Origin of the sequence: Bartonella sp. AC535YNZD (genome assembly GCF_042196625.1) — a bacterium.
Taxonomy (GTDB): domain Bacteria; phylum Pseudomonadota; class Alphaproteobacteria; order Rhizobiales; family Rhizobiaceae; genus Bartonella.
The window spans coordinates 242,099-268,367 of sequence record NZ_JBHIQP010000002.1; the positions used below are offsets into that span (position 1 = coordinate 242,099).

Consider the following 26,269-nt stretch of genomic DNA (forward strand, 5'->3'; position numbering starts at 1 on the left):
TTCCGAGGGCAATTCAATATGAGTTGCGCTAAATTATCTTGATAAATCAATATATTTTACGCACTTTATAGATGCACGTACAAAAAAGCACTTAATTTTGAACTTCTGAATGAACCTTTTAATTCTGATATTTCATTTTTATAAGATTATATTGAAATTTTACTATTTTGGAACTAAAATCAGAACATAGAGTAGAAATTTCTCGTTTTAATTTTTTCTACAAGAAGCGAAAAATACTCGCTTGCCGCTTACAAGCGAGGTGAGTATTTCAATATAAAATATCTAAGAAAAGCATAAAACGCGCTTGCATCCATCCCAATCGAGATCAGGTACATTGGTGATTAATAGAATGAAGCGATCAGCTTAGTTCATAAAACACCCGTTTTTAACATTTGTGAACGTATGATCATTCTTAAATGATCTATGGACTTTAACCGTCCATTTTCCTCATAATACCAAAATGTCCAACCATTACAACTCTGCGAATCTTGAGCCTTTCTTCCCATTGCGTGAATTGAACCCGCTTCACCACCATGCATAATCGTACCATCAGCTCTTACAATAGCAGATACTTGCTTTTTTCGATCATAAAGAACTTCTCCAGGATAAAGTAAACCTGCCTCAAGCAAACTGTTGAATGCTATGCGCGGTTCTGCTTTTTTTCTATCTAAAATCGCCAGCTCTGGTTGTCCTAAAGGTTTAACCGCCGCAATCCTTTCACATGCCGCATCAATGTAATCTTGCTCGCGTTCAACCCCAACAAAATCACGCCCTAAAAGCTTGGCAACAGCACCTGTTGTTCCCGAACCAAAAAACGGATCAAGAATAACATCACCAGGTTTACTAGAAGCCATAATAATACGCGCTAATAACGCTTGCGGTTTTTGTGTTGGATGTAATTTACGCCCTGAATCATCCTTTAAACGTTCAGCTCCAGTGCAGAGAGGAAAAAGCCAATCTGAACGCATTTGTAGATCTTCGTTTGCCGCTTTTAAAGCATCATAATTAAATGTATACTTTTTATCTTTTTGATCTCGCACAGCCCAAATAAGTGTCTCATGAGCATTTTGAAAGCGTCGCCCTCGGAAATTAGGCATCGGGTTATTTTTGCGCCAAATAATATCATTGAGCATCCAAAAACCTAAATCTTGTAATGCCGTACCAACTCGAAAAATATTATGGTAAGATCCGATAACCCAAAGGGTTCCATTAGGTTTTAACACACGACGACAAGCAAGCAACCACGCACGGGTAAAAGCATCATAAGCAGCAAAACTCTCAAACTGGTCCCATGCATCATCAACCGCATCAACAAGCGAATGATCTGGACGATATAAAGCACCATCCAATTGCAAATTATAGGGTGGATCCGCAAAAATCATATCAACAGAATGTTTTGGAAGTTTTTCTAAAACGGAAACACAATCTCCTTTAAAAATTTTATTGCGCCATGGCGTCTGGGAGGGATTACGAACGAAATCTTTTTGAAGCTGAATAACTGTCATGAAAAACCCAACAAAATGAACTGAATTTGCCCTATAATCAACCAAAATAGTTTATAGGCCCGCTTTACCAATCCATATTTACAAAATAGAGTAAACGTATCGTTAAAGTTCCGAAAAATTGATTATTATTTTTTGTTTTTTAAAGTAAAAAAACTTCCATCTGAATGAATTTTTCTTTTTTCAATATACTGTTCCCCTATCTTTTATTTCGTAAAATGAATAAGAATCATTTTCAAAATATATTTTTATGAAATAAGATTCTCTCAATGTCGTTTTCATGAAAATTGTTCATCTCGTAACATGTAAAGGAATATTTTATGCCTCAAATAGATCTTATTATTTTTGATTGTGACGGAGTTCTCGTCGACTCTGAATATCTTGCAGCAAAAATTGGATCTCAATTGCTCAAACAAACAGGATATGAAATCTCACCTGAAGAATTGAGCGAACGTTTTGCAGGGCTTATCTTTCGCGATATTCTTAAACAAGTTGAACAGGAAACAGAAAAACCAATTTCTGCTCATCTCATAGATCAAATGACTGATATTTTTCGTACACAAATAAAAACTGAATTACGTGCTCTTGATGATGTAAGAGAAGCAGTAGAAATTATTCAAACACGCTATCCCTACTGTATCTGCTCTAATGCAAAGAGCATCGATATAAAAGAGATGCTCACCACTGTTGGTCTCTATGAACTTTTTGAAGGTAAAATATTTTCTGCACCTGAAGTTGGAACAAAAAAAACCAAACCTGCCCCTGATATTTTCCTTTTTGCCGCAAAACAATTACAAGTAGAGCCTCAAAACACTATCGTTATAGAAGATTCAATTCATGGTGTACATGCCGCCAAAGCAGCAGGCATGCGTGCCATCGGCTTTACGGGAGGATCACATAGCTATCTTGGCCACTCTAATGCACTTGCAGAAGCTGGTGCAGAAACAGTTATTGCAAAACATGCTCATTTAGGAGAAGTCTTAGAAGCAATGGCAGTATGGCGAGATCTATTATAAGAAATCTCTTGAATATATCAGTTTGTAAACTCTTGTAAGAAGCACTTTTATTCAAATGTCCTTCTCTTCTCGCTGCTCCTTTTATAATAACTTCAATAAATGCGTAATTCACGACATGGGTGAATTGCATCTCAATGTGAAAAAAATATAGCACCTCATTGAGATCATAAGTCTGTTAACCATTGCACGTGCTTTTAAAAAAAGCAAAAAACAGGGGTGCAAACTCATAAAAATTAAGCCCTGCTTATCTATCTCAAATCCGATATCCCAGTCCCAACCACAGCAGCTCATCCTGATAAATTATGAGATTTGTCAAAAAAGGAATATCACAACTCCCTACCGATAAGATGTGAAAATTGCTAACCTCTTTTATCTGATCAAAAAAAACACACTATGGTAAAATTGTAAGGGATGTGCGTATTGATCATGGAAAAAAATATTAAAATTCGCAGAACCTATGGAACACAAGAGTTTATTGAAAAAAACAAAAGTATTCTTGTTAAATTACACGGGCTTATATTTGCTCAATCCAAATCTCGCAAACTTGTTGAAGGCTTATTTACTTTGCTGCTTAAACAGTATTTTAACAGCATCAATCGGCACAACCTCCCTAAGATTACAAAAAACAAAAAGAATACATTCTTATAAAGATTTGCATTTTATAAAAAACATTTCATACCAAGTAATTTACAGACAACGTATTGATTTATAATCAATAATTAATCATTATTCAAATTAAGCAAAATGCAAAAATGTAGCAACATTAGGAGCGAGCAAAGTGTATGGCGATGCCATCTTTCTTCTTTATAAACGCCAAAAACTCTGATGCCCTAAGAGTTTTATATTATGGGGCTTTATCATCATATCTATCATTGCACAATAGGCTTGAGTACCTTGAGAACGGTTTCTTTAAAAAAACACATAAATATGAAACATATAATCATGTTAAACAACCTACAGAGATACCAATAGTTGCTTAAAATTTTCCGAAAGCACTTAATAGACTTTTTAAATAAGCAATGAAATCAGATCTTTTTAAAAGTAATCCAACTTTAAGAAAAACACCCTTTCTAAAAATATTAGAAAGGGTGTTTTTCTTAAAGCGGCTTTTCTGTTTGGAAAGAAGAAAGTGTTGAAAAATATTATCTAATACTGATCTTTCGGCACTCATAAATATGTCTAAATTAGATTCTTCTATACACTGCTTTGCATCATAGTAATATGCTGTTCACATTGGCGATAAAAAGATAATATCATTTATCTCTATCCAATTCGAGCTCTACTTTACACTATGAGAGAACTGTACATTTTTTAGTATCTATAACATAAATGTATATAATTAATAGTGAAGTATCATTATGCTATCACGATGCAATTAAATAACCATTGAATAATAACTTAAATAATATCTATATAACACAAATTCTACAATAATGACTATCTATAATAACTACTATAAATAATAAAATTTTAGCGTGTCCATTCATATTTTAATTGTTAAGAATATTTATATAAACATATCATAATTTTCATGTTTTTTATTATATTATCGATAATAAATAATTTTTTATATATTTAATATGTAAAAATTTTGATCATTTTATTATCGATAAATGTATTTATAAAATAATATTAATCTCATTTTATAAAAATTATACGATAACAACGTGTTATTTTATATATAACACATAATAAAATATTTCATAAAGTTTTTTTAAAATATTTTTTGTAATTATTACTGTTACTTTTTTACAATAATGTTTATAAAAAATTATATTTATATTTTTATATGTGTTTTTATTATTGACTAAAAATACATATTGAACTATATATGTGTGATATAAATAAACATATATGTATATTTCTTACATATATAATTTAAAAATATTTGAGGTAAAGTTATGGTAAAAGTATTTAAAAATTATATATTAAGCATTTTTATAGCGAGCACTTTTTTTATTTCACAAACTGTAAATGTTAATGCAAACTATTTGAAAAATGATACTCCAAAAGAGGAATTTTCTGTTTTCCCAATGGAACAAGTAAAATATGCGAAATCCGATGTAGTTTCTACGACTGCTTTCTATGTTCCGTCTGTAAATTATCAAACAGAACATGGAACAATAGGTGAAGAAAAATTTGAAAAGGTCTTTGAGCCTATGACTGTAAGAGAGGGACTATTGTACGCTGGATATGCAATAAGTTTTATAGGATCGATAATAAATTGGATAAATGATATAGTATTGATGTTCAAGTAATTCAATATATTGTAGAAATATAGAATATATAGCTTCATTATTTTATTATTAATTATTATAAATTTATTACATAATGAAGCTTCTATTTCTCTTATTATAACTATAAATTATGTAAATTACATCCAAAAATCCAAATTATAAATTTATATACACACATATATATATTGAATACTATAAAGTATTTGAGGTAAATGATGATTAAATTTTTTAACAATCATATGTTAATTATTTCTATGATATCTGTTTTTTACATTTCACAGACTGTAAGTGTACATGCCAACTACTTGCAAAACAATATTCATCGTGAGAATAGTTTTATTTCTTTAACAGAACAAAACAGAAAGGATGCAATCAGTACGGTTTTTCTCTATACACAAAATCTAAATCGTGGTATGAAAAATGAAATTACCATCGAAGGAAAATTTGAAAAAGTCGTTGAACCTCTTACACTCGGGACTTTTGGTATTGGGATGGCTCTTGGTTATGTATCAAGTACGGTAGGTATGTTTTTAGGATGGATAATCAGCAAAATAATATCCTATTTTAAATCTCGTTAAAATTGAAATTTCATCAGATTAAGACCTTCTCATATGAAATATAAACTATTAACACATTCTGTGTTTATCCATTGTTGATGATAAAAACTAATGAATTATCACAATAAGAGTGAAAAAAGCTTTAAATGCTTCTGTTTCTCTCAATGTGCACTAATTCTGCCGATGCATCTATTCAATTCAGATTAAAATAAAAGTATTGGTGGTAAACTATGATTAAAGTATTGAAAACTTACGTATTAAATATTTTTATAGCAGTTGCTTTTTTGCTTTCACAAGTTATAAATGTTCATGCCAATCATTTGAAAAATGATACTCAATGGGAAACTGTCTCTCTAATAGAACAAGGAAAGAAAAAAACTATCGATATAGCTGCTCTTTATGTCCCAAGTTTCACTCATAGAGCAAAAAGTGAATCTGCCTTTGAAGGAAAATTTGAGAAAGTGTTTGAACCAATTACGCTAGGAGTTTTTTCTACAGTAGGAGCTTTGGGTTTTGGATTCTTAACTGGATCTGTTATGGCCATATTTAGCGGGATAATCGGATGGGCAATAGGAAAAATTAAAGGCAAATAATTCAAAGATACTTAGTTATTTTTTTCTATTTAAAATGAAAACACTTTACAGCCTGCTTCCCATCATTTAGCAGGCTGTTGTATGTTTTCTATGGATAAACTTTAGGTTACCATACTGTATAGCACAAATATAATATCTATTATTATACAAAGTGATAAGTTAAGCTAAAAAAGATTATTCAAAGTATGATTTGTGCACGAAATGCCATAAAATTACCTTATAAATCTTCCAATGTGAATTCTGAGATGTATCATTTTAACATTCAGTTCAGCAGATTTAATTGTTACAAAGTATTAAGAGCATAAAATAACTATAAATGATTGAGTTTTATACAAAAGTTCTTCAGTAAATGCCATTCTATCTATTTAATTGTATTATTTAAGAAGGTGCACAAGTGAAGATACGTTGTAAAATTTAAGTGAATGAATAATAGAGAGAAAATTTTCGACTGTAAAAGATTTTCTGTGAACATTTGGCGTTTATATCTCAAAAATAAAAATGCTTAAGGCTATTTCCTTTCATTATTGAGTTAAAAAGAAGAAAAGAAGCTCTATCCATTTAATAATTTAAATATTATGAAAAACGTGAAATAAATAACTTCACCAATTTGCCAGAAATAAAAAAAGGATAAGACTTATGGAATATATCAGCACGAGAGGTGAAGCTCCTGCTTTAAGCTTTACGGAAACAATCATGACAGGGTTGGCAAGTGATGGGGGACTTTATTTGCCAGATAAATTTCCTCAGCTATCATTTGATGCGTTACGAGCACTTCGTGGTCAGTCCTATACAACAATTGCTAAAACTATCCTGTGGCCCTTTGTGAATAACGAAATCGAATATACAGCTTTTGAAAATATGATCGCTGAATCTTATGCAACCTTTCACCATCCAGCAATCTGTCCGTTACGACAAACTGGAGCAGATGAATTTATCCTTGAACTCTTTCATGGTCCTACTTTAGCTTTTAAAGATGTCGCAATGCAGTTTCTTTCTCGACTGATGGATTATGTTTTGACTGAAAAAAATAGATGTGCAACGATTATTGCTGCAACATCAGGTGATACAGGAGGAGCTGCGATACAAGCTTTTGCTGGAAAAGAGCACTCAGATATTTTTATTTTATTTCCTAAAGGACGTGTATCACCTGTTCAACAACGGCAAATGACAACCAATCAATGTTCCAATGTTCATGCCATTGCCATTGAAGGAAATTTTGATGATTGCCAAGCTCTTGTCAAAGCAATGTTTAATGATCATAATTTTCGTAAAAAAACAGCGCTTTCAGGTGTTAATTCTATAAATTGGGCGCGTATCATGGCGCAAATTGTTTACTATTTTTCATCAGCTCTTTCCTTAGGAGCACCTGATAGAGCTGTTTCATTTACTGTTCCTACTGGAAATTTTGGTGATATTTTTGCAGGTTATGTCGCAGCCCGTATGGGATTACCCATTGCTCAACTGGTCATCGCAACGAATGATAACGACATCCTTGTACGTACATTGACCAGTGGTACTTACGAAACAAAACCAATAGTCCATACAACATCACCTTCTATGGATATTCAGGTCTCTTCTAATTTTGAACGTTTGCTCTTTGAAAGTGGCAATCGTGATCCAATGTGGATTCGCAATGCAATGGAAAACTTGAAAAAAACGGGTCTCTTTACTCTTGATGAAAAGCAACTCAAAAATATTCGTTCCCTATTTTCCGCTGGGAAAAGCAACATGGCTGCAACAGCTCAAAAAATTGATAGTGTCTATAAGGAAAGTGGCTATCTTGTTGATCCACATACAGCGGTCGCTCTTCAAGTAGCGCGTGAAAACAAAAAACCGCATATTCCAATGATCGTTCTTGCCACGGCTCATCCAGCTAAATTTCCTGATACTATTAAAAGCGCTTGTGGCCTTCATGCTCCATGGCCATCTCATCTCAATGATGTAATGAAACACGAAGAACATTTTATAAATCTTGCTAATGATGAAAAAATAGTAAAAGATTATATTTCTTTAAAATCGCGTGCATCTTATTAAAGTTAGCTGCATTAATTTAAATCAAGAAGATTCTGATACCCTTACAATGAGGTATTTAGCTTATTTAATGGAGTTGTAAATACATGGATGTAGATATCTGTCGCCTAAATAATGGTTTGACTATCGCCACACATACAATGCAACAAATTGATAGTGTTGCCCTCGGAATATGGGTTAAAGTGGGCTCACGCAATGAAACCTCCACACAGCATGGTATTGCTCATCTTCTTGAACATATGGCTTTTAAAGGAACCGAAAACCGTACTGCTTTTCAAATTGCAACCGATATTGAAGATGTTGGCGGTGAAATCAATGCTACAACCAGTATTGAAACAACAGCTTACTTTGCACGTGTACTTAAAAGCGATATCCCACTTGCTATAGACATTTTAGCCGATATTTTAATGCATTCAAAATTTGACGACAATGAACTAGAACGAGAAAAACAAGTAATCTTTCAGGAAATTGGTGCTGCCCATGACACTCCTGATGATATTGTTTTTGATCACTTTACAGAAACAGCCTTTCGTCATCAATCCCTTGGACGCTCTATTTTAGGAACAGCTAAAACTATTCAATCATTTACATCTACTGATCTCCATGATTTCATCAATAAACAATATAGTGCAGATCGTATGATTGTCGTTGCTGCAGGAGCTGTAAAGCACGAAAGTTTCTTGCGAGAAGTTGAAAGTCGTCTTGGTACTTTTCGCTCCCATTCAACCGCACCTCTTACTAATCTTGCAAATTATGTCGGTGGCGACTTTCGTGAATATCGCGATTTAATGGATACACAAGTTGTTCTAGGGTTTGAAGGGCGTGCTTATCACGCGCGTGATTTTTATGCGGCTCAAATTCTTTCAATCATTCTTGGTGGTGGTATGTCTTCACGTCTTTTTCAAGAGGTAAGAGAGAAACGTGGATTATGCTATTCTATTTATGCTTTTCATTGGGGATTTTCAGATACTGGGCTTTTTGGTGTTCACGCAGCTACCGGACAAGAAGGGCTCAAAGAACTTATTCCTGTGATTCTTGATGAACTTTCCAAGGTCAGCAAAAATATTCACGCCAACGAACTGCAACGAGCACAAACGCAATATCGTGCAAATCTGACAATGTCACAGGAAAATCCCTCTAGTCAAGCACATCTCATTGCTCGCCAAATACTCCTTTATGGTCGACCAATTCCAATATCGGAAACAATTGAACGCCTCAATCTCATCACTCCTAAAAGATTAACTGATTTAGCACATCGTCTTTTTACAAACTCCACTCCAACACTAACTGCTGTCGGACCTGTAGGCCCCCTCATAAATTTTGATGATTTAACGTCAACTCTTTCATACAAGCTAAAGTAAAAACTTCTTTTCAAAGCAGCATCACAATAACATCACATATTTTATCATAAAATTTACCACAAAAGCTCTCCTCATTAAATAAGTTTTGGAAATATTGGGCAAAGAGGTGTACAAAACTACCCAATTCATACTTCATGTGATAAAGATTCTAATCAGTAAAGATATATCCGTGAAATATGGAAATTCATGGTTTAACTTTGCCCTTTTAAAATATAAAACTTCATTCGCTTCAGGTTCCATTGAAGCAGATGGGTATGTGGTCTATTTGTATATAAAATCACATAACTTAAGAAAAAGTGATAACAATTTATTATGTAAATAAATTATAAAAGGTGGACGTTTTTTCTCAAAAATCGAAATGAAAATTAAACATCCTAAAATATTGAGAGTGGGACATTGTGAAGAGTTTGCGTAAAATAATTGACATCATTTTCATTGTAGTCGTTAGTTCTTTTGTCCATCTTACATCAGCACAAGCAATTGAACCAGTTAAAATTTCTTCTCAGGATGCTGCTCTTGATCTCTCAAAAGCAATTGAAATTCACCATACAAACAATTCTATTTTTCAAACAAGTACAGCACCAGGACCAGATGGTATTGTATGGCGTATTGAAGTGCAGGCAAAAAATGAAAAATTTTCCGGAAATTGGGCCGTTTTTTCTCTTGCAAATCCAACAGATGAACAAGTTGATCGTCTCATCGTTGCCCCCCATTACCGCATGGCACGTTCTGGATTTTTTTGGCCAGACCTTGGGTCAACAAGGATTCAATCCATAACGCCAAGTGAAGGTTTTTCTCTCGATCGTCAACCGAGTGGAAACTCTGATATCTTTCGTATTACCCTTAATCCTGGTGCTGTTGTTACATTTGTAGCCGAACTTAACTCTGCAAATCTACCGCAAATCTATTTATGGCAACCTGAAGCTTATAAAGATGCAATTAATTCTTATACGCTTTATCACGGTATTCTTCTTGGGATATCAGGTCTTTTAGCGCTTTTGTTAACTGTTCTCTTCGTCGTCCGTGGAACAGGGCTGTTTCCTGCAACAGCTGCTGTTGCTTGGGCAGTGCTTTTTTATATTGGTATTGACTTCAATTTTTTAAATAAATTCTTTGCTGTTACACTCACAACCCAACCAATCTGGCGTGCTGGTACAGAAGTAGCACTTACTGCTACACTCTTCATTTTTCTTTTTACCTATCTCAGCCTTAACCGCTGGCATTATCATTTTAGTTACGGGGCTATCGCTTGGACCATTGCCTTTTGCAGTCTAGGAGCCTTTGCTATTTATGATCCCATCAGAGCCGCTGGAATTGCGCGTTTGTCTTTTGGCCTTACCGCTGTGCTTGGTATAATATTAATCATCTATTTCTCAATCAGAAGCTATGACCGCGCCATTATGCTTATTCCAACATGGTTGCTCATTAGCTTTTGGTGTGTTGGAGCCTATGCCTGCATAGCTGGACATTTAAACAATGATATTATTCAGCCAGCATTAGCGGGGGGATTAGTGCTCATTGTTCTTCTCATTAGCTTTACTGTCCTGCAACAAACTTTTTCTAATGACGCTTTCCATGAAGGAATATTTTCCGACCTTGAACAACAAGTACTCGCAGCAAAGGGAGCTGGAAATATTATTTGGGATTGGAATATTGAGCGTGACCGTATTGTTGTACATCCAAACATGGCAACCCTTTTTGGTACTGAAATTCATAACCTCAATGGACCTATGCGCAACTGGATTTCAGCCTTGCACCATGATGATCGTGAACGCTTTCAAGCCGTATTGGATATCATTCTTAAAAATAAAAAAGGACGCATTGATCAAATTTTTAGGCTTTCTTCCGGTGGTGGTTATTATCATTGGTTTTCTCTTCGTGCACGTCCGGCTATGCAAAAAGATGGAAAAATCACTCGTGTCATTGGAACCATTGTCAATATTACTAACCATAAAAAATCCGAAGAACGCTTATTGCATGATGCAATCCACGACAGCTTAACCGGACTTCCTAACCAACAAATTTTCTTTGATAGACTACAAAATTATACCTCTTTAGCGAAAGCAAATATCAAAATTAGACCAACCGTCTTTATGATTGATTTTGATAATTTTCGCCAAATTAATCGCAAATTAGGTATCGCTGTTGGGGATACTGTACTTCTTATAATTGCACGTCGTTTAAATCGTCTCATTAATTTTCAAGATACCTTATCGCGCCTTTCTGCAGACCGCTTTGCAATTATTTTACTCAGTGAAACAGAACCACAAAAAATTGCAGCATTTGCAGATCATTTGCACAAAACAATTTCAGCACCTATTTCACTTTCAGAAAATAAAATAATCCTTTCAACCTCTATCGGATTGGTTACATGGAGTGAAAGTCGATCAACTGCTAAAGATATTTTTAATGATAGTGAATTAGCAATGATTCGCGCAAAACAAATGGGGGGAAATCATATTGAACCTTTTCGTCCTAATTTTCGCACTCTGGGTCTCGAACATAATACTCTGGAGAAAGATGTTCATTATGCAATAAAACGTAATGAGATGAAAATCCTCTACCATCCTATTCTTAATTTATCAGACGGACATATTATTGGTTTTGAAACAATTGTAGAATGGCATCATCCCACTTATGGAAATTTAAATGTCTCTGATTTCATAAAAATCGTAGAAAATGAACAAATTGTTATGGATTTGTCACAATTTATCATTGATAATGCCATTATCGATCTTATAAATGTACAAGAAAAGTTTTCCCAACAATCTTTCTTTATTTCAATTAATTTACCAAGCGCAGAAATGATTCATCCTCGTTTTATCAGTCAATTGCGTGCCGCTTTGCTTCGGCATCCGCTCCACAAAGGACGCTTAATGATTGAAATATCTGAATTTGTCTTAAGAAATAATCCTGAACAATCAGCGCACTTTCTTGAACAAATTAAAACACTTGGAATGAATCTCGCACTCGATAATTTTGGAACAGGTTATTCGTCTCTGACCTATCTCGTACGTTATCCATTTGATATGGTTAAACTTGATCGTTCACTTATCTCAATCGACTCTCTTAAGAAGAAAATTGTTCTAAAGTCTATCATTAATATGGCAACAGATCTTAATTTGCAAATTATCGCAGAAGGTGTTGAAAATGAAAAAGAAGCAATCTTCCTCCGTCAAGAAGGTTGTAAATATGTTCAAAGTACACTTGTGACGAAACCGATTGCCATAGAAGAATTAATTACGCTCGTTCAGAGCCATTTCCCTTATAAAATAAAAACATAAGGGATAAAATAACGTGTAAAGTTAAAAAGCTTAGAAAAAACTCTACGCGTGTCCCATTTCAGAAGCAAGATAAGTTGGATCGATACCCATGCGTGTTAAACTTTTATCATACTTGCAGCTTAAATCGCTTTCAAAAAGAAAACTAGGTGATGTAGAACTGATTAGCCACCCATTTGTAGAAATTTCTGCCTCAAGTTGCCCCGCTTTCCATCCAGCATAGCCTAATGCGACCAGTGCATGTTGCGGACCTTGTTCGCAACTGATCGCTTTTAATATATCAATTGTCGCAGTAAAACAGATCTTATCTGCAATAAAAACAGTTTCTTCACAAGCATAATCATCTGAATGAAGGACAAAACCACGCGAAGGATCAACAGGACCACCATAGCGAACTGGAAAATTTTTTATCGGTTCAGAAAGACTTTTTTTTTGGCCACTGTCTATGATTCCTAAGTGAAGCAAAAGCTCTGGAAAATCAATATGATGTAATTGATTGAGAATGATGCCCATCGCACCAGCATCAGAATGCGCGCAAATATAAATAACAGAACGAATAAAGCGTTTGTCATTCATTCCAGGCATTGCTATGAGTAATTGACCATCCAAAAAGCCATTACACTGCTTCATTAATCTGCTATTCTCCATAATTTACATGATAAAAGTTTGTTCATTTAGTACACTAGGAAAATAAAACTCCAATGAAAAAAAGTCACATATTTACAAATTTACAAAATATCGCAACTTTCTTTTATAAAAAGCTTTTAGTTACTTTATGCTTAACATTCTTAGTTTTAAAATTACTTAACATTCCTGTAAATGCTCAAACAGAACAAAAACTCCAGCTTTTCGCAACATCTTGGTATGAATCAGAGGGTGGTCGTATCCGATTAGCAATCACTGAACCTTCTCTTTCTGGAATAAGAGAAGGTATTATTGAAATTGTGCTTAAACCAGGATGGAAAACTTACTGGCGTAATCCAGGTAATTCTGGCATGGCACCATTTTTTAATTTCAATCAACAAGTTTCTTATGAAATCTTTTATCCGACGCCACAGCTTTTTGAAACAGAAAATGATTGGTCATTAGGCTATAAAGATAAAGTGACATTGCCCTTCAATCTTTCTAGTTCAAGCAAAAATTTAAGTGGGGCTTTCACTCTCGGACTATGTAATAAAATCTGTCTTCCATTGACTATTAACTTTGATTTTTCGCCATCTGTTCTTAAAAACAAGCATCTTCCCCTTTCCTTCTTAAAAAATGCCCAAGATTCTTTGCCTCGCATGATGCAGAATGCACTCAAAATAAGCGCCGAAAAAAATAACAATACTCTTCTTCTAAAAATAAAAAATAACGACAAAACAACTCCTTCCTCTCTCTTTTTAGATGGAGGAGAAATGCAAATTGGAGCAGCAAAAAAAGTCAGTGATAACGCGAAATATACGCTCTTTAGTGCTCCGATCTATTTCGTACCAAAAGAAATAAACCAAAAAATTTTTTACACTGTTTCTTTTAAAGATCACGCCTTAAGTGGAACATTCATATTTCATACGCAGCCCCCCTCTCTTACAACTCCGTGATAAAAGAGAAAGGCTCTCAAACAGCAATTATGCTGGAAAATGTCCATTGTTGCGATATTGCGTAATTGCTTTGCGAGCAAGTGCATCAGCGCGTTCATTTTCTGGATGTCCCGCATGCCCTTTTACCCAGTGCCACCTGACTGTATGACAAGAACAAACATCCTCAAGAGCTTGCCATAGCTCCATATTTTTAACAGGATTTTTTGATGCGGTGCGCCAATTATTCTTTTTCCAACCCTCAATCCACTTAGATATCCCATTACGCACATAAACTGAGTCTGTATAAAGGTTGACCAAACAGGGCTCTTTAAGCGCCTTTAATGCACAAATTGCCGCCATGAGTTCCATTTGATTGTTTGTCGTATGGACCTTACCGCCATAAAGCTCGCGTTCATGACCATTCCAGCGTAAAATTGCCCCCCACCCTCCAATTCCAGGATTCCCTGAGCAAGCACCATCTGTATAAATTTCAACGACTTTTTGTTGAGTTGCCATAAAATTTAAAAACCTAATTCACTTAGCGAATTTACATTACTGAAAAAACAAAGCTTGTGCCAATATTCCCATGGATCTTTCTTAATAACAAAGCTATGAGGCGGTGTATTAAACCAATCATAAAGGCGTGTGAGTAAGAAACGTAGAGATGCACCACGAGCTAATAAAACCATCTTGTCCAATTCTAAAGGGATCAATGGTCTTATTTTTTGATAATTTTCCAATAACTTACGTGCTTTGGTAAGATTATAGGAATGATCAGGCTCAAAGCACCAAGCATTTAAACAGATCGCTAAATCATAAGCAAAAAAGTCATTACAAGCAAAATAGAAATCTATCATCCCAGAAAGACGATGATTCACAAAAAAGACGTTATCATTAAATAAATCCGCATGAATAATGCCTGTTGGTAAATTTAATGGCCAGTTTTCTTGTAAAAAAACCAATTCCCACTCAATTTTTTGTCCAAATTCTTTTAATAATGCATCTTCTTTTGTTTGACAACGTTGCCACAATAGCTGCCAATCCATAACAGAAAGAGTATTTTTACGACTGAGTGTAAAATCCTGTCCTGCTAAATGCAATTGTGCTAATCCCGTCCCCACTTCACCACAATGATCTATATTGGGCTGGCGGATCCACTCTCCTTCCAGAAAAGTAATAATAGCAGCAGGACGACCTGCTAGTTCACTGATCATCATGCCATCATTTTGAATAACAGGTTGAGGACAAGGAATTCCACGCTGTCCTAAATGCTGCATTAAGCTACAAAAAAAAGGTAAATCATCTTTTGAAATACGCTTTTCATAAAGTGTTAGAATAAATCGTCCTTGTGTTGTCTCTAACATAAAATTAGAATTTTCAATCCCCTCCTCTATACCTTGATAAGACAAAAGTGACCCTATTGCGTAACCTGTTAAAAACGCTTTTAAATCATTTGGATGAATATCTGTATAAACGGCCATTATTCTGCTTTCATTTTAGACATGTCTGTATCTTGATGTTCATTTTTTGTACTATTTTCTTGACCATTAACAAAAGCCATATCTTGAGAGGTTAAAATGACATCACGTAATTCGCGACTCACTAAAAACTTTTCCGTTTCTACCACTGTTTCAGCCAATTCTATTGTGACATCATAACGCTCACGAAATGCTGAAATAATTTCATCAATAATAATTTCAGGAGCGGAAGCCCCTGCTGAAAGACTGACAACAGAAAGAGCTTTTAGGTTTTCAAAATTAATTTCATCAGCGCGCTGAACTAAAATAGCTTGTCGCGCACCAGACTTTTCAGCAACCTCGACTAAACGTCGCGAATTAGAAGAATTTGGTGCTCCAACAATCAAAAACAAATCACTCCCTTTTGCCGCGGCTTTAACCGCATCTTGTCGATTCGTTGTCGCATAGCAAATTGACTCAGCCGCTGGGGCTGCTAATGTAGGAAAACGTTGTTGTAATATATCGATAATTCCTGCAGTATCTTCAACAGAAAGCGTTGTTTGTGTCACAAATCCTAATTTATCTGGATCCCTTGGTTGATAATGCAAAGCATCTTCTATCGTTTCAATGAGCGTCACAGCCCCTTCTTCAAGCTGTCCCATCGTTCCTATCACCTCAGGATGACCAGCATGACCAATCAATATAACATGACGACCGTGACGTTGATGCCGTATCGCTTGCTTGTGAACTTTCGAGACCAACGGACATGTTGCATCAAGATAAAACAAATTATAGCGTTGTGCTTCTTTTGATACAGATTTTGGTACACCATGGGCAGAAAAAACAACCGGTTGAGTGCGATATTCTTCTGGAATCTCATCAAGTTCTTCAACAAAAACAGCGCCCCGTTGCTGCAATCCCTCAACCACATAGCGGTTATGTACAATTTCATGACGAACATACACTGGAACACCATACTTTTTTAATGCAAGAAGAACAATCTGGATAGCACGATCAACCCCTGCACAAAATCCACGTGGACCACAAAGACGTATCGTTAAAGGAGGAAGTCCAGACATAAATCATCCTTAATCTCTATAGCTTTAGTATCATAATCAAACAACTTATCCTTATGCACGAATAATCAATGCAAAAAAACGTGCAATACCATCTTTTACATAAAAACATACTTTATAGTATCTTCTTGTAGGAAAGCTCTTTTAAAATTTGTTTTTTATATTTTCACGCTCCTAAAGAGCGATAAAATACCAAACAAGAGATTCAATCAAAAGAACCCCAAAGATAGCTGCCAAATAAAGTAATGAAAAGAAAAATAGTTTTTTTGCCATCAAAATAGTTTCATTATGTGTATCAGCTTTCCACAAACGATAGGCAAAATAAATAAAGATAATGCTTAAAATTGTTGAAAAAATACCATAAAAAATTCCGCCAAGACCAGTAAAGCAAGGAGCAGCAGCACACAATGCCATCAAAATAGCATAAAATAAAATCTGTTTTTTTGTTGAATGTTCACCTCGTACATTAGGCATCATAGGGATACCTGCAGCCTCATAATCAAGAGATGAAAATAAAGAAAGAGCCCAAAAGTGAGGGGGGGTCCACATAAAAATGATTAAAAATAATAAAAAGCTATCAATACTCACTGTCCCTGTTGTCACGGCCCATCCAATCATTGGTGGAAAAGCCCCAGAAGCACCACCAATAACAATATTTTGTGGTGTGATACGCTTTAACCAAACTGTATAGATAACGACATAAAAGAAAATCGTAAATGCAAGAAAAAATGCCGCAAACCAATTAATGAAGCTTCCCATAACCAATACCGAGAGCATAGAAAGAACCATGCCAAAAATAAATGCCCTTTGAGAGCTGATTTTACCCATGGGAATAGGACGCTTTTTAGTCCGTTCCATCACCGCATCAATGTCAGCATCATACCACATGTTCAGTGCTCCCGCACCACCGCCACCAGCAGCAATACATAAAATTGCTAAAAAACCATACCACGGATTGATAGGAACAGGCGATACAAGCAAACCAACCAGAGCCGTAAAGACCACAAGAGACATAACACGTGGCTTTAATAATGTGATGTAATCACCAATACCGCATTTTGGTGGCGTTGATTTACCATTCACAACCGATAACTCTTCTGAAACTGACATTCCACTCAAAGCTCTTTTCCATTTCTGTCATTCACAAACCCAATATTATCTGACAAATATTATCTAGCGTATGGAAATGACCAATTAAGACCAATCGTATTTTTGAGAAAATATGAAATATCTCTTTCGCACGTATCCCCTAAAAGTAAATGGAAATATTGGCAATAAAAATACATTTTTTCAATCAACGTTCTCTCCACATTACAAATGTATCATAAAAATATATCATATGAATTAATATATTTGGGTAAATACTGATTTTGTGTTATGGTTTTTTATGGGGAATTCATTTTTTTATGTAAATCTATGCATGGTTTTGGGTGTTGAGTCGGATAGGATTTTCTGTGATACTTTATAAATTACTCAAAAAAACTTTTTTTATTGGTGCTGTTCTTTACACACTTTATAGTAGTTTTATCAGTCATGCATTTGCACAAACACCCTATGCACAAGATGTCCCTGCTCCACAAACCTATGGTGCATGGACAAAGGTTTGTGCTCTACCACCAGGTACCCCTAATATGCAGTGTGAAGTTGTACAAAACGTCCATACACAAGGTCGTCATGATATTACCCTCCGCGTTACCTTTTATAAACTTCCTCAAAAGCAAGGCGCTTTGATGCGTGTTTTTGTTCCGATTCGTGTTGAGTTACGTCCTGGTGTTGGCATTAAAATTGACGATAAAGATATGGGAAGAATGGAATATCGTCGTTGTCTTGGTGATAATTGTGTTGCTGAAGCTTTTCTGAAAGAAGACATATTACAACTCTTTTTAAAAGGAAAAATGGCAACCTATTTTATCTTCACAACTCCAGAGCAAGGAATTGGAGGTCTGGTTGACCTTCAGGGTCTTAGCGACGCCTATGCAACCTTACCAACATGAATAAAATCGACACACATTGGACAATTAAAATCTCATCGTATATTTTGAGAGCCCCTTAATTTAGATCAATAAAAATCTTCTCATCCCCCGTAAAAATAGGATAATTCTTATGAAATCGCTGATTGATCATTTTGATATTGCTTCCTCTAAAGTGCAGTCTCTTGTACAGGAAACGCTTCATCATGCGGATGATGGCGAACTTTACCTTGAGTATACAGAAAGCGAAGCTCTTTTATTTGATAATGGACAGCTTAAAAACGGCTCTTTCCATCAAGATATGGGGTTTGGTCTGCGTGTCGTTGCTGGAGAAGCTACCGGATATGCACATTCTAATGAATTATCAGCTGCTGCACTCAAGCGTGCTTGTGAAGCAGCTAAAGCTGTTACCTATAATAATCATGCTGGACCTTATAGTGTAGCACCTCAACAAACAAACAAGAGACTTTATCAACCGCATAATCCCCTTGATGCTCCGTCATTTGAAGAAAAAAGTGCTCTTTTGCAAAAAATTGATGCCTATTTACGTGCGAAAAATGATAAATTACATCAAGTGACTGTTTCTCTTTCCGGCTCGCTACAACATGTTGAAATTTTACGTGCAGATGGATATTTGGTTCGTGATATTCGTCCACTCGTACGACTTTCTATATCTGTGGTCGCCGCTGAAGGCAATCGACGTGAAAATGGTTTCTATGGATGTGGGGGACGACAAGCATTTAACCAATTTATTCGTGAAGACAATTGGAAAGAAGCCGCGGATGAAGCCTTACGTATGGCTTTAACAAATTTAGAAGCAGAAGCAGCACCTGCAGGATCTTTTGATGTTGTCTTAGCCAATGGATGGCCTGGCGTTATGCTCCATGAAGCCGTAGGTCATGGTTTGGAAGGTGACTTTAATCGCAAAAAAACATCTGCTTTTGCTGGACTTTTAGGACAACAAGTTGCGGCAAAAGGTGTTACAGTTGTTGATGATGGAACAATTCCACAACGCCGTGGCTCTCTCACTGTCGATGATGAGGGGACGCCTTCAGGATATAATGTTCTCATTGAAGATGGAAAACTCGTTGGTTTTATGCAAGACAGGCTTAATGCACGGCTTATGGGAGGTAAATCAACTGGAAATGGACGGCGTGAATCTTATGCTTATGCACCAATGCCACGAATGACCAATACAATCATGCTAGGAGGAGATAAAACACCTGAAGAAATCCTTTCTTCACTTAAAAGTGGTATCTATGCTGTTTCATTTGGTGGAGGACAAGTTGATATTACTTCTGGAAAATTCGTCTTTGAGTGTACTGAAGCATACCGAGTAGAAAATGGTAAAATTGGTGCACCAATTAAAGGCGCAACTCTTATTGGAAATGGACCGGATGCTATGAAACGTATCACAATGATTGGAAATGATAGTAAACTGGATAATGGTATTGGTATGTGCGGAAAAGCAGGACAAAACGTTCCTGTTGGTGTTGGACAACCTCATCTGCGAATTAATAATATGACAATCGGTGGAACTGCGTTGAAGTAAGCTTGCTCATTCCTTCCCAATATTCAATACTGCCCCTTCTCGTTTATCAAGATGGTCTTGTGAAGGATGAATTTTTGCTACAAACATTGATTTATAAAGATAATTGAACGTTATTCATATTTAAATTAGAACCTTGAACACCGTAAGATTCTCTCATTTTAAATTTGTGTCTGTTGAATCAATTAAGATTATTCGTTTGTACGTTACAAGCGGGGGGAAATGCATGGAGTAAAACTGTACAAGAAAGAACTAAAAATACCTATAATGAACCATCTCAAGTGCCAAGAGCTATAGCAACATTAGGAAGTGGCCAATATTACGATGGTGTTTGCTTAAATACACCTTCTTTATGATACATTCGTCTTTTGTATGGAGTAGTGGAGCAACTATCTTTTATGTTTCATAATAAAAAAGTTTAAAATAAAAAACACTTTCTACATTCAGTGCTCGTTAACTCAACGAGAAAAAGGTTATTATTGTAGATAAATTTTAGAGAGATTTTATAATAATACTCAAATGAATTATATCAAAAAAACTTTCAGGCTAAAGCTTCCAACTTTTCTTCTTTTTATTTTTGCTCAAAACAGCAACAACTTCGACATGTGGCGACCATAAAAATTGATCAATTGGTATGATTTTTTCTACTGTATATCCCCCTGCAACAAGAAAAGATAAATCACGAGCAAATGTAACGGGATTACACGAAATTGCCACAACACGTGATATTGTTGCCTTTGCCAGTTCATGTACTTGTTCCTCTGCTCCAGCGCGAGGAGGGTCAAAAACAACGCTTTCAAAACACTCAAGTTCCTTTACAGAAAGTGGATGGCGAAAAAGATCACGTTTTTCACAAGTGACTGTTTTTAAATCAGTTGCAAAACGTGCTGCTGTATTTAGATTTCTTAATGCATCTTCATTATTTTCTACTGCATGAACATTCATCTTTTTTGCCATACGCAAGGCAAATGTTCCTACCCCTGAAAACAAATCAAGAGCATTCTTTGCTTTTTTTAAATGAGTCAAAATAATATTGCCCATTATATGTTCAGCTTCACAAGTTGCTTGAAGAAAACCACCAGAAGGAAATTCAACACGGACATCTCCAAAATAAACCAATGGTTTTTCTTGCTCAACCAAAACTTCTCCGTCAACAGATAAACGTATAATCCCATATGAAAGAGCAGCACTGATCATTTTCTGACGAACACGCTCATCGCGTATAACACAACCGCTTAAAGCGATATCTAAACCGTTTTCAACAGATGTTATCGTTATATGAAACCGTTTGGCATGATTGCTTACAAGAGCACAAAGTGACCTGATATCATCTAGTTTAGACATAATCTCTAAACGCGTCACTGGACATTCTTCAAGAGCTATAATCTCATGAGAGAGATAACGATTAAAACCAACTTTTTGCCCCTGTGGGGTCATGGATGCTGTTAACGTCATCCGACGTCGGCTATAGGGTTTACATTCTATTAAAGGCGCAACAACATTATTAAGTCCATACTTTTTAAGTGCATCAACAACTAATTGTCGTTTCCATACGCAATAAGCATCAGTATGCCAATGCTGAAGAGCACACCCTCCACATTCTCCAAAATGCTGACAAAGAGCATCAACACGTTCTGGTGATTTTTCTTTTAATGCTATACATGTTGCATATTTTCCATGAACAGTAATTTCAGCACACTCTCCCGGTAAAGTAAAAGGAACATAAATAAAACCGTGGGACGTCTTGGAAGTACCATAACCATTTGCTCCAATATAGTCGATTATCACATTATCGTTCACTCTTGTTTTTCTCCGAATAGTAAATATTCCACATTGCCATCACCACCTGTAATGGGTGAAGGAAGTAAACCTTTTGCACGCCACCCTGTTTGAGTATCTAACCAGATAAAAAGTGCCTCAGCGGTTTTTTTAGCACTTGATGGATTTAATATTCCTCCCTTTCCAAGGTGCTTACGACCAACCTCAAACTGAGGCTTTACCAATAAAACAGCTTGAGCACCCTTCTTGGCTAAAGATAAAACGGGAGGCAATGCAAGTTTAAGAGAAATAAAGCTGACGTCGGAAACGATAAGATCAATTTCCCTACCGCCTAAATGTTCCTGTTGAAAATCTCTAACATTTAAGCCTTCTAATAACGTTATAGCCCTGTTGCCCAATAAACGTGCATCAAATTGATGATGCCCAACATCAACAGCAATGACATGGGCCGCTCCACGCTCTAAGAGAACTTGTGTAAAACCACCTGTTGATGCCCCAACATCAATGGCTGTCACTTTATCGGTTACAATCGGAAATGCATCAAGTGCAGAAATCAATTTCAATGCCGCACGGGACACATAATTTTGCGCTGGATCACAAACAAAAATCTCTGCATCATCAAAAACAATTTGCCCAGCTTTAAAAACTATTTTGCCATTAACTTTAACAGTTTTGCGTATAATTGCATCACGTGCACGTGAACGTGTCGTAAAAAAGTTTCTTTCAACTAAAAGAATATCGAGCCTTTTTCTGGAAGCCATCTCATACTTGAATTTTCTATCCCGTTCGAATCTCGCGTCCCAGAGCAGTAAAAACCGTATTTAAAATACCCATAGCATCAAGTCCGACACGTGAAAGAACTTTTTCTGGTGAACCATGACTCAAATATTCATCAGGAAGTTTTAGTGTACGAACTTTCAAACCATGCTCTAAGAGCCCTTCTTGCGCTAAAAATTGTAATATGTGTGCTCCAAACCCACCGATTGCACCTTCTTCAATTGTCACCAAAACTTCATGCTCACGTGCCAAACGACGCATCAAATCCTTATCTAAAGGTTTTGCAAACCGTGCATCTGCAACTGTTGTAGATAATCCTTCAACCTCCAACGCATCAGCAGCTTGCAACACTTCTGACATCCGCGTTCCAAAACAAACCAAAGCAATCCTATTTCCTTCACGCAGAACGCGCCCTTTTCCAATTTCTAATAACTCACCACGTTGCGGTAAATCTATACCAAGACCTTCACCACGTGGATAACGAAAAGAAATGGGACCCTGATCATAGGCTGCAGCTGTACGTACCATATGCATCAATTCAAGCTCATCTGAAGGTGCCATAACAACAAACTCAGGAAGAGTGGACAAAAAAACAATATCAAAACTTCCAGCATGTGTTGCACCATCTGCCCCCACAAAACCTGCTCGGTCAATAGCAAAACGTACCGGTAATTTTTGAATTGATACATCATGAATAATTTGATCATAAGCACGCTGTAAAAAAGTAGAATAAATTGCAACAAAAGGCTTATACCCTTCACAAGCAAGTCCTGCCGCAAAAGTTACGGCATGTTGCTCAGCAATACCAACATCAAACATTTTTTCAGGAAATTTTTCTGCAAAAGCATCAAGTCCTGTCCCTGTTGGCATCGCTGCTGTTATGCCCACAATCTTATCATCATGGCGCGCTTCTTCTGATAAGGCTTCAGAAAATACCTTGGTATAGGGTAGAGTATTACTTGATGCTTTAACCTGTTTTCCTGTCGTAACATCAAAACGATTAACACCATGATATTTATCAGAAGATGCTTCTGCAGGTGGATATCCCTTTCCCTTATGGGTGACGACATGCACCAAAACTGGACCATTAGGACATTCACGAATATTTTTTAAAACGGGTAATAAATGCCCTAAATTGTGCCCATCTATGGGTCCCACGTAATAAAAGCCAAGCTCATCAAATAACGTTCCCCCAACCAAAAAACTACGCGCAAATTCCTCTGAACGACGTGCCTTATCCAAAAAAAACTTTGGCAATTTTTCGCTCAACATCTTTACGCGTTCACGCAAATGACGATAAGCAGGACGAGAAACTAGTCGTGCAAGATGTGCACTCATAGCACCTGTAGGCGGTGCAATAGACATATCGTTATCATTAAGAACAACAATCAAGCGCGCATCCAAAGCACCAGCGTTATTCATTGCTTCATAAGCCATGCCCGCAGACATTGCACCATCACCAATAACAGCGATAATATTGCGTCTTGTCTCTGCCTTCAAAGCACTCGCTACCGCCATGCCAAGACCCGCCGAAATAGAAGTAGACGAATGGCCCGCTCCAAATGGATCATACACACTTTCTGAACGTTTTGTGAAACCTGATAATCCTCCCTCTTGACGTAATGTACGTATTTTTTCTCTACGCCCCGTTAAAATCTTATGTGGATAGGTTTGATGACCAACATCCCAAATAATCCTATCCTCTGGTGTATTAAAAACATAATGTAATGCAACAGTGAGCTCAACAACACCAAGTCCTGCCCCAAGATGACCACCTGTTACAGAAACCGCATCAATTGTTTCTGCCCGCAACTCATTAGCCAACTGTACCAAATCAGACTCAGGCAAAGCCCGCAAATCTTGCGGGAAACAAATACGGTCAAGCAATGGTGTTAAGATATGAGACAAAAAAACTCCCTCCTATCACCTTAACTTAAGAGAACGCAACGATAAAAATACATCTTCTCTACTCTTTCATTGACAGTTTTGCATCTTTTTTACTGAAAAATCTCTATTTGAGATGATTTATGATTTTTCTCATTTTTAACTTATTTTATAAAAAAGAAACCAATAAAATTTGCTTTCTATAAATAAGGTTATTGCACTGCTTAATCCCGCAATAAATATCCAAAAATAGTTTAATACTATTGAGCATCAAGTGGTTCTACTCCTTCTGGAGAACCTCCTTCTGAAAGTTGAATTTTTTCAACTTTAGCTTCAGCAACTTTCAAGAGTTTTTCACAATGTTTTTTAAGCGCTTCACCACGTTCATAAATATCTATGGATTGTTCCAAAGGCACATCGCCACGTTCCAAATTTTCAACAATAACTTCAAGTTGCTTCAGCGCTTGCTCAAAACTTAAGGTCGTAATATCCCCCTCTTGTATTTCTTTTTTCATATGAACCTCACAAAATATCTATTCTGGATATACGAATTCCAAAACCTTCTAAATCTAAATAATGACGTTCTTTAGAAGTGTAAACAATAACAGAACTGATTCCTAAATGTTTCAAAATTTGTGATCCTAAACCAATTTGTCGCCATTCTTCTTCACGTTCAATTGCCTGTATATGGTTTTCTGAACCGTCTTTTGCCATTTCCTGAATGCTCATAGCTGATTTTTCATCAATACCAACTGATCCTTCACGTAAATAAACAAAAACACCCCGTTTTTCTTTTTCCATCATACGCTGCATGATAGCGGTAACATCTGACGCTTGACCAAAAACATCATTCATAATGTTTTCACGATGCAAACGTACAGGAATATCTTCACCATCACCAAGATCACCAAAAACGATTGCAACATGCTGAACTGTTTCCCAAGGGAGTTGATAACTCTGAACAATAGCAGGTCCTACTGGTGTTTCAATAGCCATTTCTCCAACATGCCTGATCAACATTTCTTTGCGCTGACGATAAGCGATTAAATCCGCAACCGTTATCATATGCAATCGATGTTCTTGTGCAAATTTTGTAACTTCATCTCCATGTTTAACACTGCCATCATCATTGACCAACTCACCAATAACACCAACTGGCGGTAAACCAGCTAATTTACATAAATCAACAGCCGCTTCCGTGTGACCTGAACGCATAAGAACCCCGCCTTCATGCGCAATCAAAGGGAAAATATGTCCTGGACGAATAAAATCGTGAGCACCAGCATTTGGATTAGCAAGATTGCGAACCGCCAATGTGCGGTCGTGTGCGGAGATACCCGTCGTTATCCCATGTTTAAAATCCACAGTAACAGTAAACTGGGTCTGATGTGCTGAATTATTATCTGGCACCATAGGAGCAAGATGAAACCGTTGTGCTTCTTCTTTTGGCATAGGTGCACAAACAATCCCTGTTGTGTGGCGAATGATGAATGCCATCTTTTCTTCTGTACAATGGACAGCAGCAACAGTTAAATCACCTTCGTTTTCACGGTCATCATCATCTGTCACCACAACAATTTCACCGCGTTCAAAAGCTTTAAGTGCAGAAACAATTTTTTCTTCATCATACACCATTATTC

Annotated in this window: 22 protein-coding genes; 11 read left to right on the forward strand and 11 right to left on the reverse strand. The window is 36.3% G+C overall.

Annotated features, from left to right (window positions below):
- Nucleotides 1-368: 368 nt before the first annotated feature.
- Nucleotides 369-1,505 (reverse strand): site-specific DNA-methyltransferase, encoded by a 1,137-nt coding sequence (locus tag ACFIM8_RS02245; RefSeq protein WP_375606393.1) that lies wholly within the window; start codon nt 1,503-1,505, stop codon nt 369-371.
- Nucleotides 1,506-1,822: 317 nt separating this feature from the next.
- Between ACFIM8_RS02245 and ACFIM8_RS02250 the strand changes: the two genes are divergently transcribed.
- The 8 genes from ACFIM8_RS02250 to ACFIM8_RS02285 all read left to right on the forward strand — a co-directional run bounded on the left by ACFIM8_RS02250 (nt 1,823) and on the right by ACFIM8_RS02285 (nt 12,581).
- Nucleotides 1,823-2,518 carry an HAD family hydrolase gene (locus ACFIM8_RS02250; protein WP_375606394.1) on the forward strand — a complete coding sequence of 232 codons (696 nt, stop codon included), beginning with the start codon at nt 1,823-1,825 and terminating at the stop codon, nt 2,516-2,518.
- 426 nt (nt 2,519-2,944) lie between these two features.
- On the forward strand, nt 2,945-3,166 hold the full coding sequence (locus tag ACFIM8_RS02255) for a hypothetical protein (RefSeq protein WP_375606395.1): 222 nt from the start codon (nt 2,945-2,947) through the stop codon (nt 3,164-3,166).
- Between the two features lie 1,253 nt (nt 3,167-4,419).
- Nucleotides 4,420-4,776, forward strand: a complete 357-nt coding sequence (locus tag ACFIM8_RS02260) for a hypothetical protein (protein ID WP_375606396.1) — start codon at nt 4,420-4,422, stop codon at nt 4,774-4,776.
- 191 nt (nt 4,777-4,967) lie between these two features.
- Nucleotides 4,968-5,333 (forward strand): hypothetical protein, encoded by a 366-nt coding sequence (locus tag ACFIM8_RS02265; RefSeq protein WP_375614423.1) that lies wholly within the window; start codon nt 4,968-4,970, stop codon nt 5,331-5,333.
- Nucleotides 5,334-5,542: 209 nt separating this feature from the next.
- Nucleotides 5,543-5,905 carry a hypothetical protein gene (locus ACFIM8_RS02270; RefSeq protein ID WP_375606398.1) on the forward strand — a complete coding sequence of 121 codons (363 nt, stop codon included), beginning with the start codon at nt 5,543-5,545 and terminating at the stop codon, nt 5,903-5,905.
- 636 nt (nt 5,906-6,541) lie between these two features.
- Entirely contained in the window at nt 6,542-7,939 is a 1,398-nt protein-coding gene (gene thrC, locus ACFIM8_RS02275; protein ID WP_375606399.1) for a threonine synthase, read from the forward strand.
- A gap of 83 nt (nt 7,940-8,022) precedes the next feature.
- The gene (locus ACFIM8_RS02280) at nt 8,023-9,297 is read left to right on the forward strand and encodes a M16 family metallopeptidase (RefSeq protein WP_375606400.1); all 1,275 of its coding nucleotides are present in this window, start codon (nt 8,023-8,025) and stop codon (nt 9,295-9,297) included.
- Between the two features lie 398 nt (nt 9,298-9,695).
- A complete protein-coding gene (locus ACFIM8_RS02285) occupies nt 9,696-12,581 on the forward strand; it encodes an EAL domain-containing protein (protein ID WP_375614424.1) in 2,886 nt (961 codons plus the stop codon).
- A gap of 42 nt (nt 12,582-12,623) precedes the next feature.
- On the opposite strand, the gene ACFIM8_RS02290 is transcribed toward ACFIM8_RS02285, so the two are convergent.
- Nucleotides 12,624-13,208 carry a YqgE/AlgH family protein gene (locus ACFIM8_RS02290; RefSeq protein WP_375614425.1) on the reverse strand — a complete coding sequence of 195 codons (585 nt, stop codon included), beginning with the start codon at nt 13,206-13,208 and terminating at the stop codon, nt 12,624-12,626.
- Nucleotides 13,209-13,279: 71 nt separating this feature from the next.
- Here ACFIM8_RS02290 and ACFIM8_RS02295 point away from each other — a divergent pair, with 71 nt between their 5' ends.
- Nucleotides 13,280-14,158, forward strand: coding sequence for a protein-disulfide reductase DsbD domain-containing protein (locus ACFIM8_RS02295; RefSeq protein WP_375614426.1), 879 nt, complete (start codon nt 13,280-13,282; stop codon nt 14,156-14,158).
- 27 nt (nt 14,159-14,185) lie between these two features.
- On the opposite strand, the gene rnhA is transcribed toward ACFIM8_RS02295, so the two are convergent.
- The 4 genes from rnhA to cyoE all read right to left on the reverse strand — a co-directional run bounded on the left by rnhA (nt 14,186) and on the right by cyoE (nt 17,780).
- Nucleotides 14,186-14,653 carry a ribonuclease HI gene (gene rnhA, locus ACFIM8_RS02300; protein ID WP_375606404.1) on the reverse strand — a complete coding sequence of 156 codons (468 nt, stop codon included), beginning with the start codon at nt 14,651-14,653 and terminating at the stop codon, nt 14,186-14,188.
- Between the two features lie 5 nt (nt 14,654-14,658).
- Complete coding sequence (locus tag ACFIM8_RS02305) at nt 14,659-15,618, reverse strand: homoserine kinase (protein WP_375609089.1); 960 nt, start codon at nt 15,616-15,618, stop codon at nt 14,659-14,661.
- A complete protein-coding gene (gene ispH, locus ACFIM8_RS02310) occupies nt 15,618-16,673 on the reverse strand; it encodes a 4-hydroxy-3-methylbut-2-enyl diphosphate reductase (RefSeq protein WP_375606406.1) in 1,056 nt (351 codons plus the stop codon). The genes ACFIM8_RS02305 and ispH overlap by 1 nt, the downstream gene beginning before the upstream one ends.
- Before the next feature lie 171 nt (nt 16,674-16,844).
- Nucleotides 16,845-17,780, reverse strand: a complete 936-nt coding sequence (gene cyoE, locus ACFIM8_RS02315) for a heme o synthase (RefSeq protein WP_375614447.1) — start codon at nt 17,778-17,780, stop codon at nt 16,845-16,847.
- 344 nt (nt 17,781-18,124) lie between these two features.
- Between cyoE and ACFIM8_RS02320 the strand changes: the two genes are divergently transcribed.
- Nucleotides 18,125-18,664 carry an invasion associated locus B family protein gene (locus ACFIM8_RS02320; RefSeq protein WP_375606408.1) on the forward strand — a complete coding sequence of 180 codons (540 nt, stop codon included), beginning with the start codon at nt 18,125-18,127 and terminating at the stop codon, nt 18,662-18,664.
- 109 nt (nt 18,665-18,773) lie between these two features.
- The gene (gene tldD / locus ACFIM8_RS02325) at nt 18,774-20,192 is read left to right on the forward strand and encodes a metalloprotease TldD (RefSeq protein WP_375606409.1); all 1,419 of its coding nucleotides are present in this window, start codon (nt 18,774-18,776) and stop codon (nt 20,190-20,192) included.
- A 543-nt stretch (nt 20,193-20,735) separates the two neighbouring features.
- Here tldD and ACFIM8_RS02330 read toward each other — a convergent pair.
- The 5 genes from ACFIM8_RS02330 to ribB form a co-directional block, all read right to left on the reverse strand.
- Nucleotides 20,736-21,989 carry a class I SAM-dependent RNA methyltransferase gene (locus tag ACFIM8_RS02330; RefSeq protein WP_375614427.1) on the reverse strand — a complete coding sequence of 418 codons (1,254 nt, stop codon included), beginning with the start codon at nt 21,987-21,989 and terminating at the stop codon, nt 20,736-20,738.
- A complete protein-coding gene (locus ACFIM8_RS02335; protein WP_375606411.1) occupies nt 21,986-22,729 on the reverse strand; it encodes a TlyA family RNA methyltransferase in 744 nt (247 codons plus the stop codon). The genes ACFIM8_RS02330 and ACFIM8_RS02335 overlap by 4 nt, the downstream gene beginning before the upstream one ends.
- 16 nt (nt 22,730-22,745) lie before the next feature.
- Entirely contained in the window at nt 22,746-24,653 is a 1,908-nt protein-coding gene (dxs, locus tag ACFIM8_RS02340) for a 1-deoxy-D-xylulose-5-phosphate synthase (RefSeq protein ID WP_375614428.1), read from the reverse strand.
- 236 nt (nt 24,654-24,889) lie between these two features.
- Entirely contained in the window at nt 24,890-25,144 is a 255-nt protein-coding gene (locus ACFIM8_RS02345; protein WP_375606413.1) for an exodeoxyribonuclease VII small subunit, read from the reverse strand.
- Between the two features lie 7 nt (nt 25,145-25,151).
- Complete coding sequence (ribB, locus tag ACFIM8_RS02350; RefSeq protein ID WP_375606414.1) at nt 25,152-26,264, reverse strand: 3,4-dihydroxy-2-butanone-4-phosphate synthase; 1,113 nt, start codon at nt 26,262-26,264, stop codon at nt 25,152-25,154.
- Between the last annotated feature and the right edge of the window lie 5 nt (nt 26,265-26,269).

Excerpts from the sequence above, each read along its gene's own strand:
- ACFIM8_RS02245 (WP_375606393.1), bottom strand. The coding sequence starts at position 1,505 with ATGACAGTTATTCAGCTTCAAAAAGATTTCGTTCGTAATCCCTCCCAG.
- ACFIM8_RS02250 (WP_375606394.1), top strand. The coding sequence starts at position 1,823 with ATGCCTCAAATAGATCTTATTATTTTTGATTGTGACGGAGTTCTCGTC.
- ACFIM8_RS02255 (WP_375606395.1), top strand. The coding sequence starts at position 2,945 with ATGGAAAAAAATATTAAAATTCGCAGAACCTATGGAACACAAGAGTTT.
- ACFIM8_RS02260 (WP_375606396.1), top strand. The coding sequence starts at position 4,420 with ATGGTAAAAGTATTTAAAAATTATATATTAAGCATTTTTATAGCGAGC.
- ACFIM8_RS02265 (WP_375614423.1), top strand. The coding sequence starts at position 4,968 with ATGATGATTAAATTTTTTAACAATCATATGTTAATTATTTCTATGATA.
- ACFIM8_RS02270 (WP_375606398.1), top strand. The coding sequence starts at position 5,543 with ATGATTAAAGTATTGAAAACTTACGTATTAAATATTTTTATAGCAGTT.
- thrC (WP_375606399.1), top strand. The coding sequence starts at position 6,542 with ATGGAATATATCAGCACGAGAGGTGAAGCTCCTGCTTTAAGCTTTACG.
- ACFIM8_RS02280 (WP_375606400.1), top strand. The coding sequence starts at position 8,023 with ATGGATGTAGATATCTGTCGCCTAAATAATGGTTTGACTATCGCCACA.
- ACFIM8_RS02290 (WP_375614425.1), bottom strand. The coding sequence starts at position 13,208 with ATGAAGCAGTGTAATGGCTTTTTGGATGGTCAATTACTCATAGCAATG.
- ACFIM8_RS02295 (WP_375614426.1), top strand. The coding sequence starts at position 13,280 with ATGAAAAAAAGTCACATATTTACAAATTTACAAAATATCGCAACTTTC.
- rnhA (WP_375606404.1), bottom strand. The coding sequence starts at position 14,653 with ATGGCAACTCAACAAAAAGTCGTTGAAATTTATACAGATGGTGCTTGC.
- ACFIM8_RS02305 (WP_375609089.1), bottom strand. The coding sequence starts at position 15,618 with ATGGCCGTTTATACAGATATTCATCCAAATGATTTAAAAGCGTTTTTA.
- ispH (WP_375606406.1), bottom strand. The coding sequence starts at position 16,673 with ATGTCTGGACTTCCTCCTTTAACGATACGTCTTTGTGGTCCACGTGGA.
- cyoE (WP_375614447.1), bottom strand. The coding sequence starts at position 17,780 with ATGTCAGTTTCAGAAGAGTTATCGGTTGTGAATGGTAAATCAACGCCA.
- tldD (WP_375606409.1), top strand. The coding sequence starts at position 18,774 with ATGAAATCGCTGATTGATCATTTTGATATTGCTTCCTCTAAAGTGCAG.
- ACFIM8_RS02335 (WP_375606411.1), bottom strand. The coding sequence starts at position 22,729 with ATGGCTTCCAGAAAAAGGCTCGATATTCTTTTAGTTGAAAGAAACTTT.
- ACFIM8_RS02345 (WP_375606413.1), bottom strand. The coding sequence starts at position 25,144 with ATGAAAAAAGAAATACAAGAGGGGGATATTACGACCTTAAGTTTTGAG.
- ribB (WP_375606414.1), bottom strand. The coding sequence starts at position 26,264 with ATGGTGTATGATGAAGAAAAAATTGTTTCTGCACTTAAAGCTTTTGAA.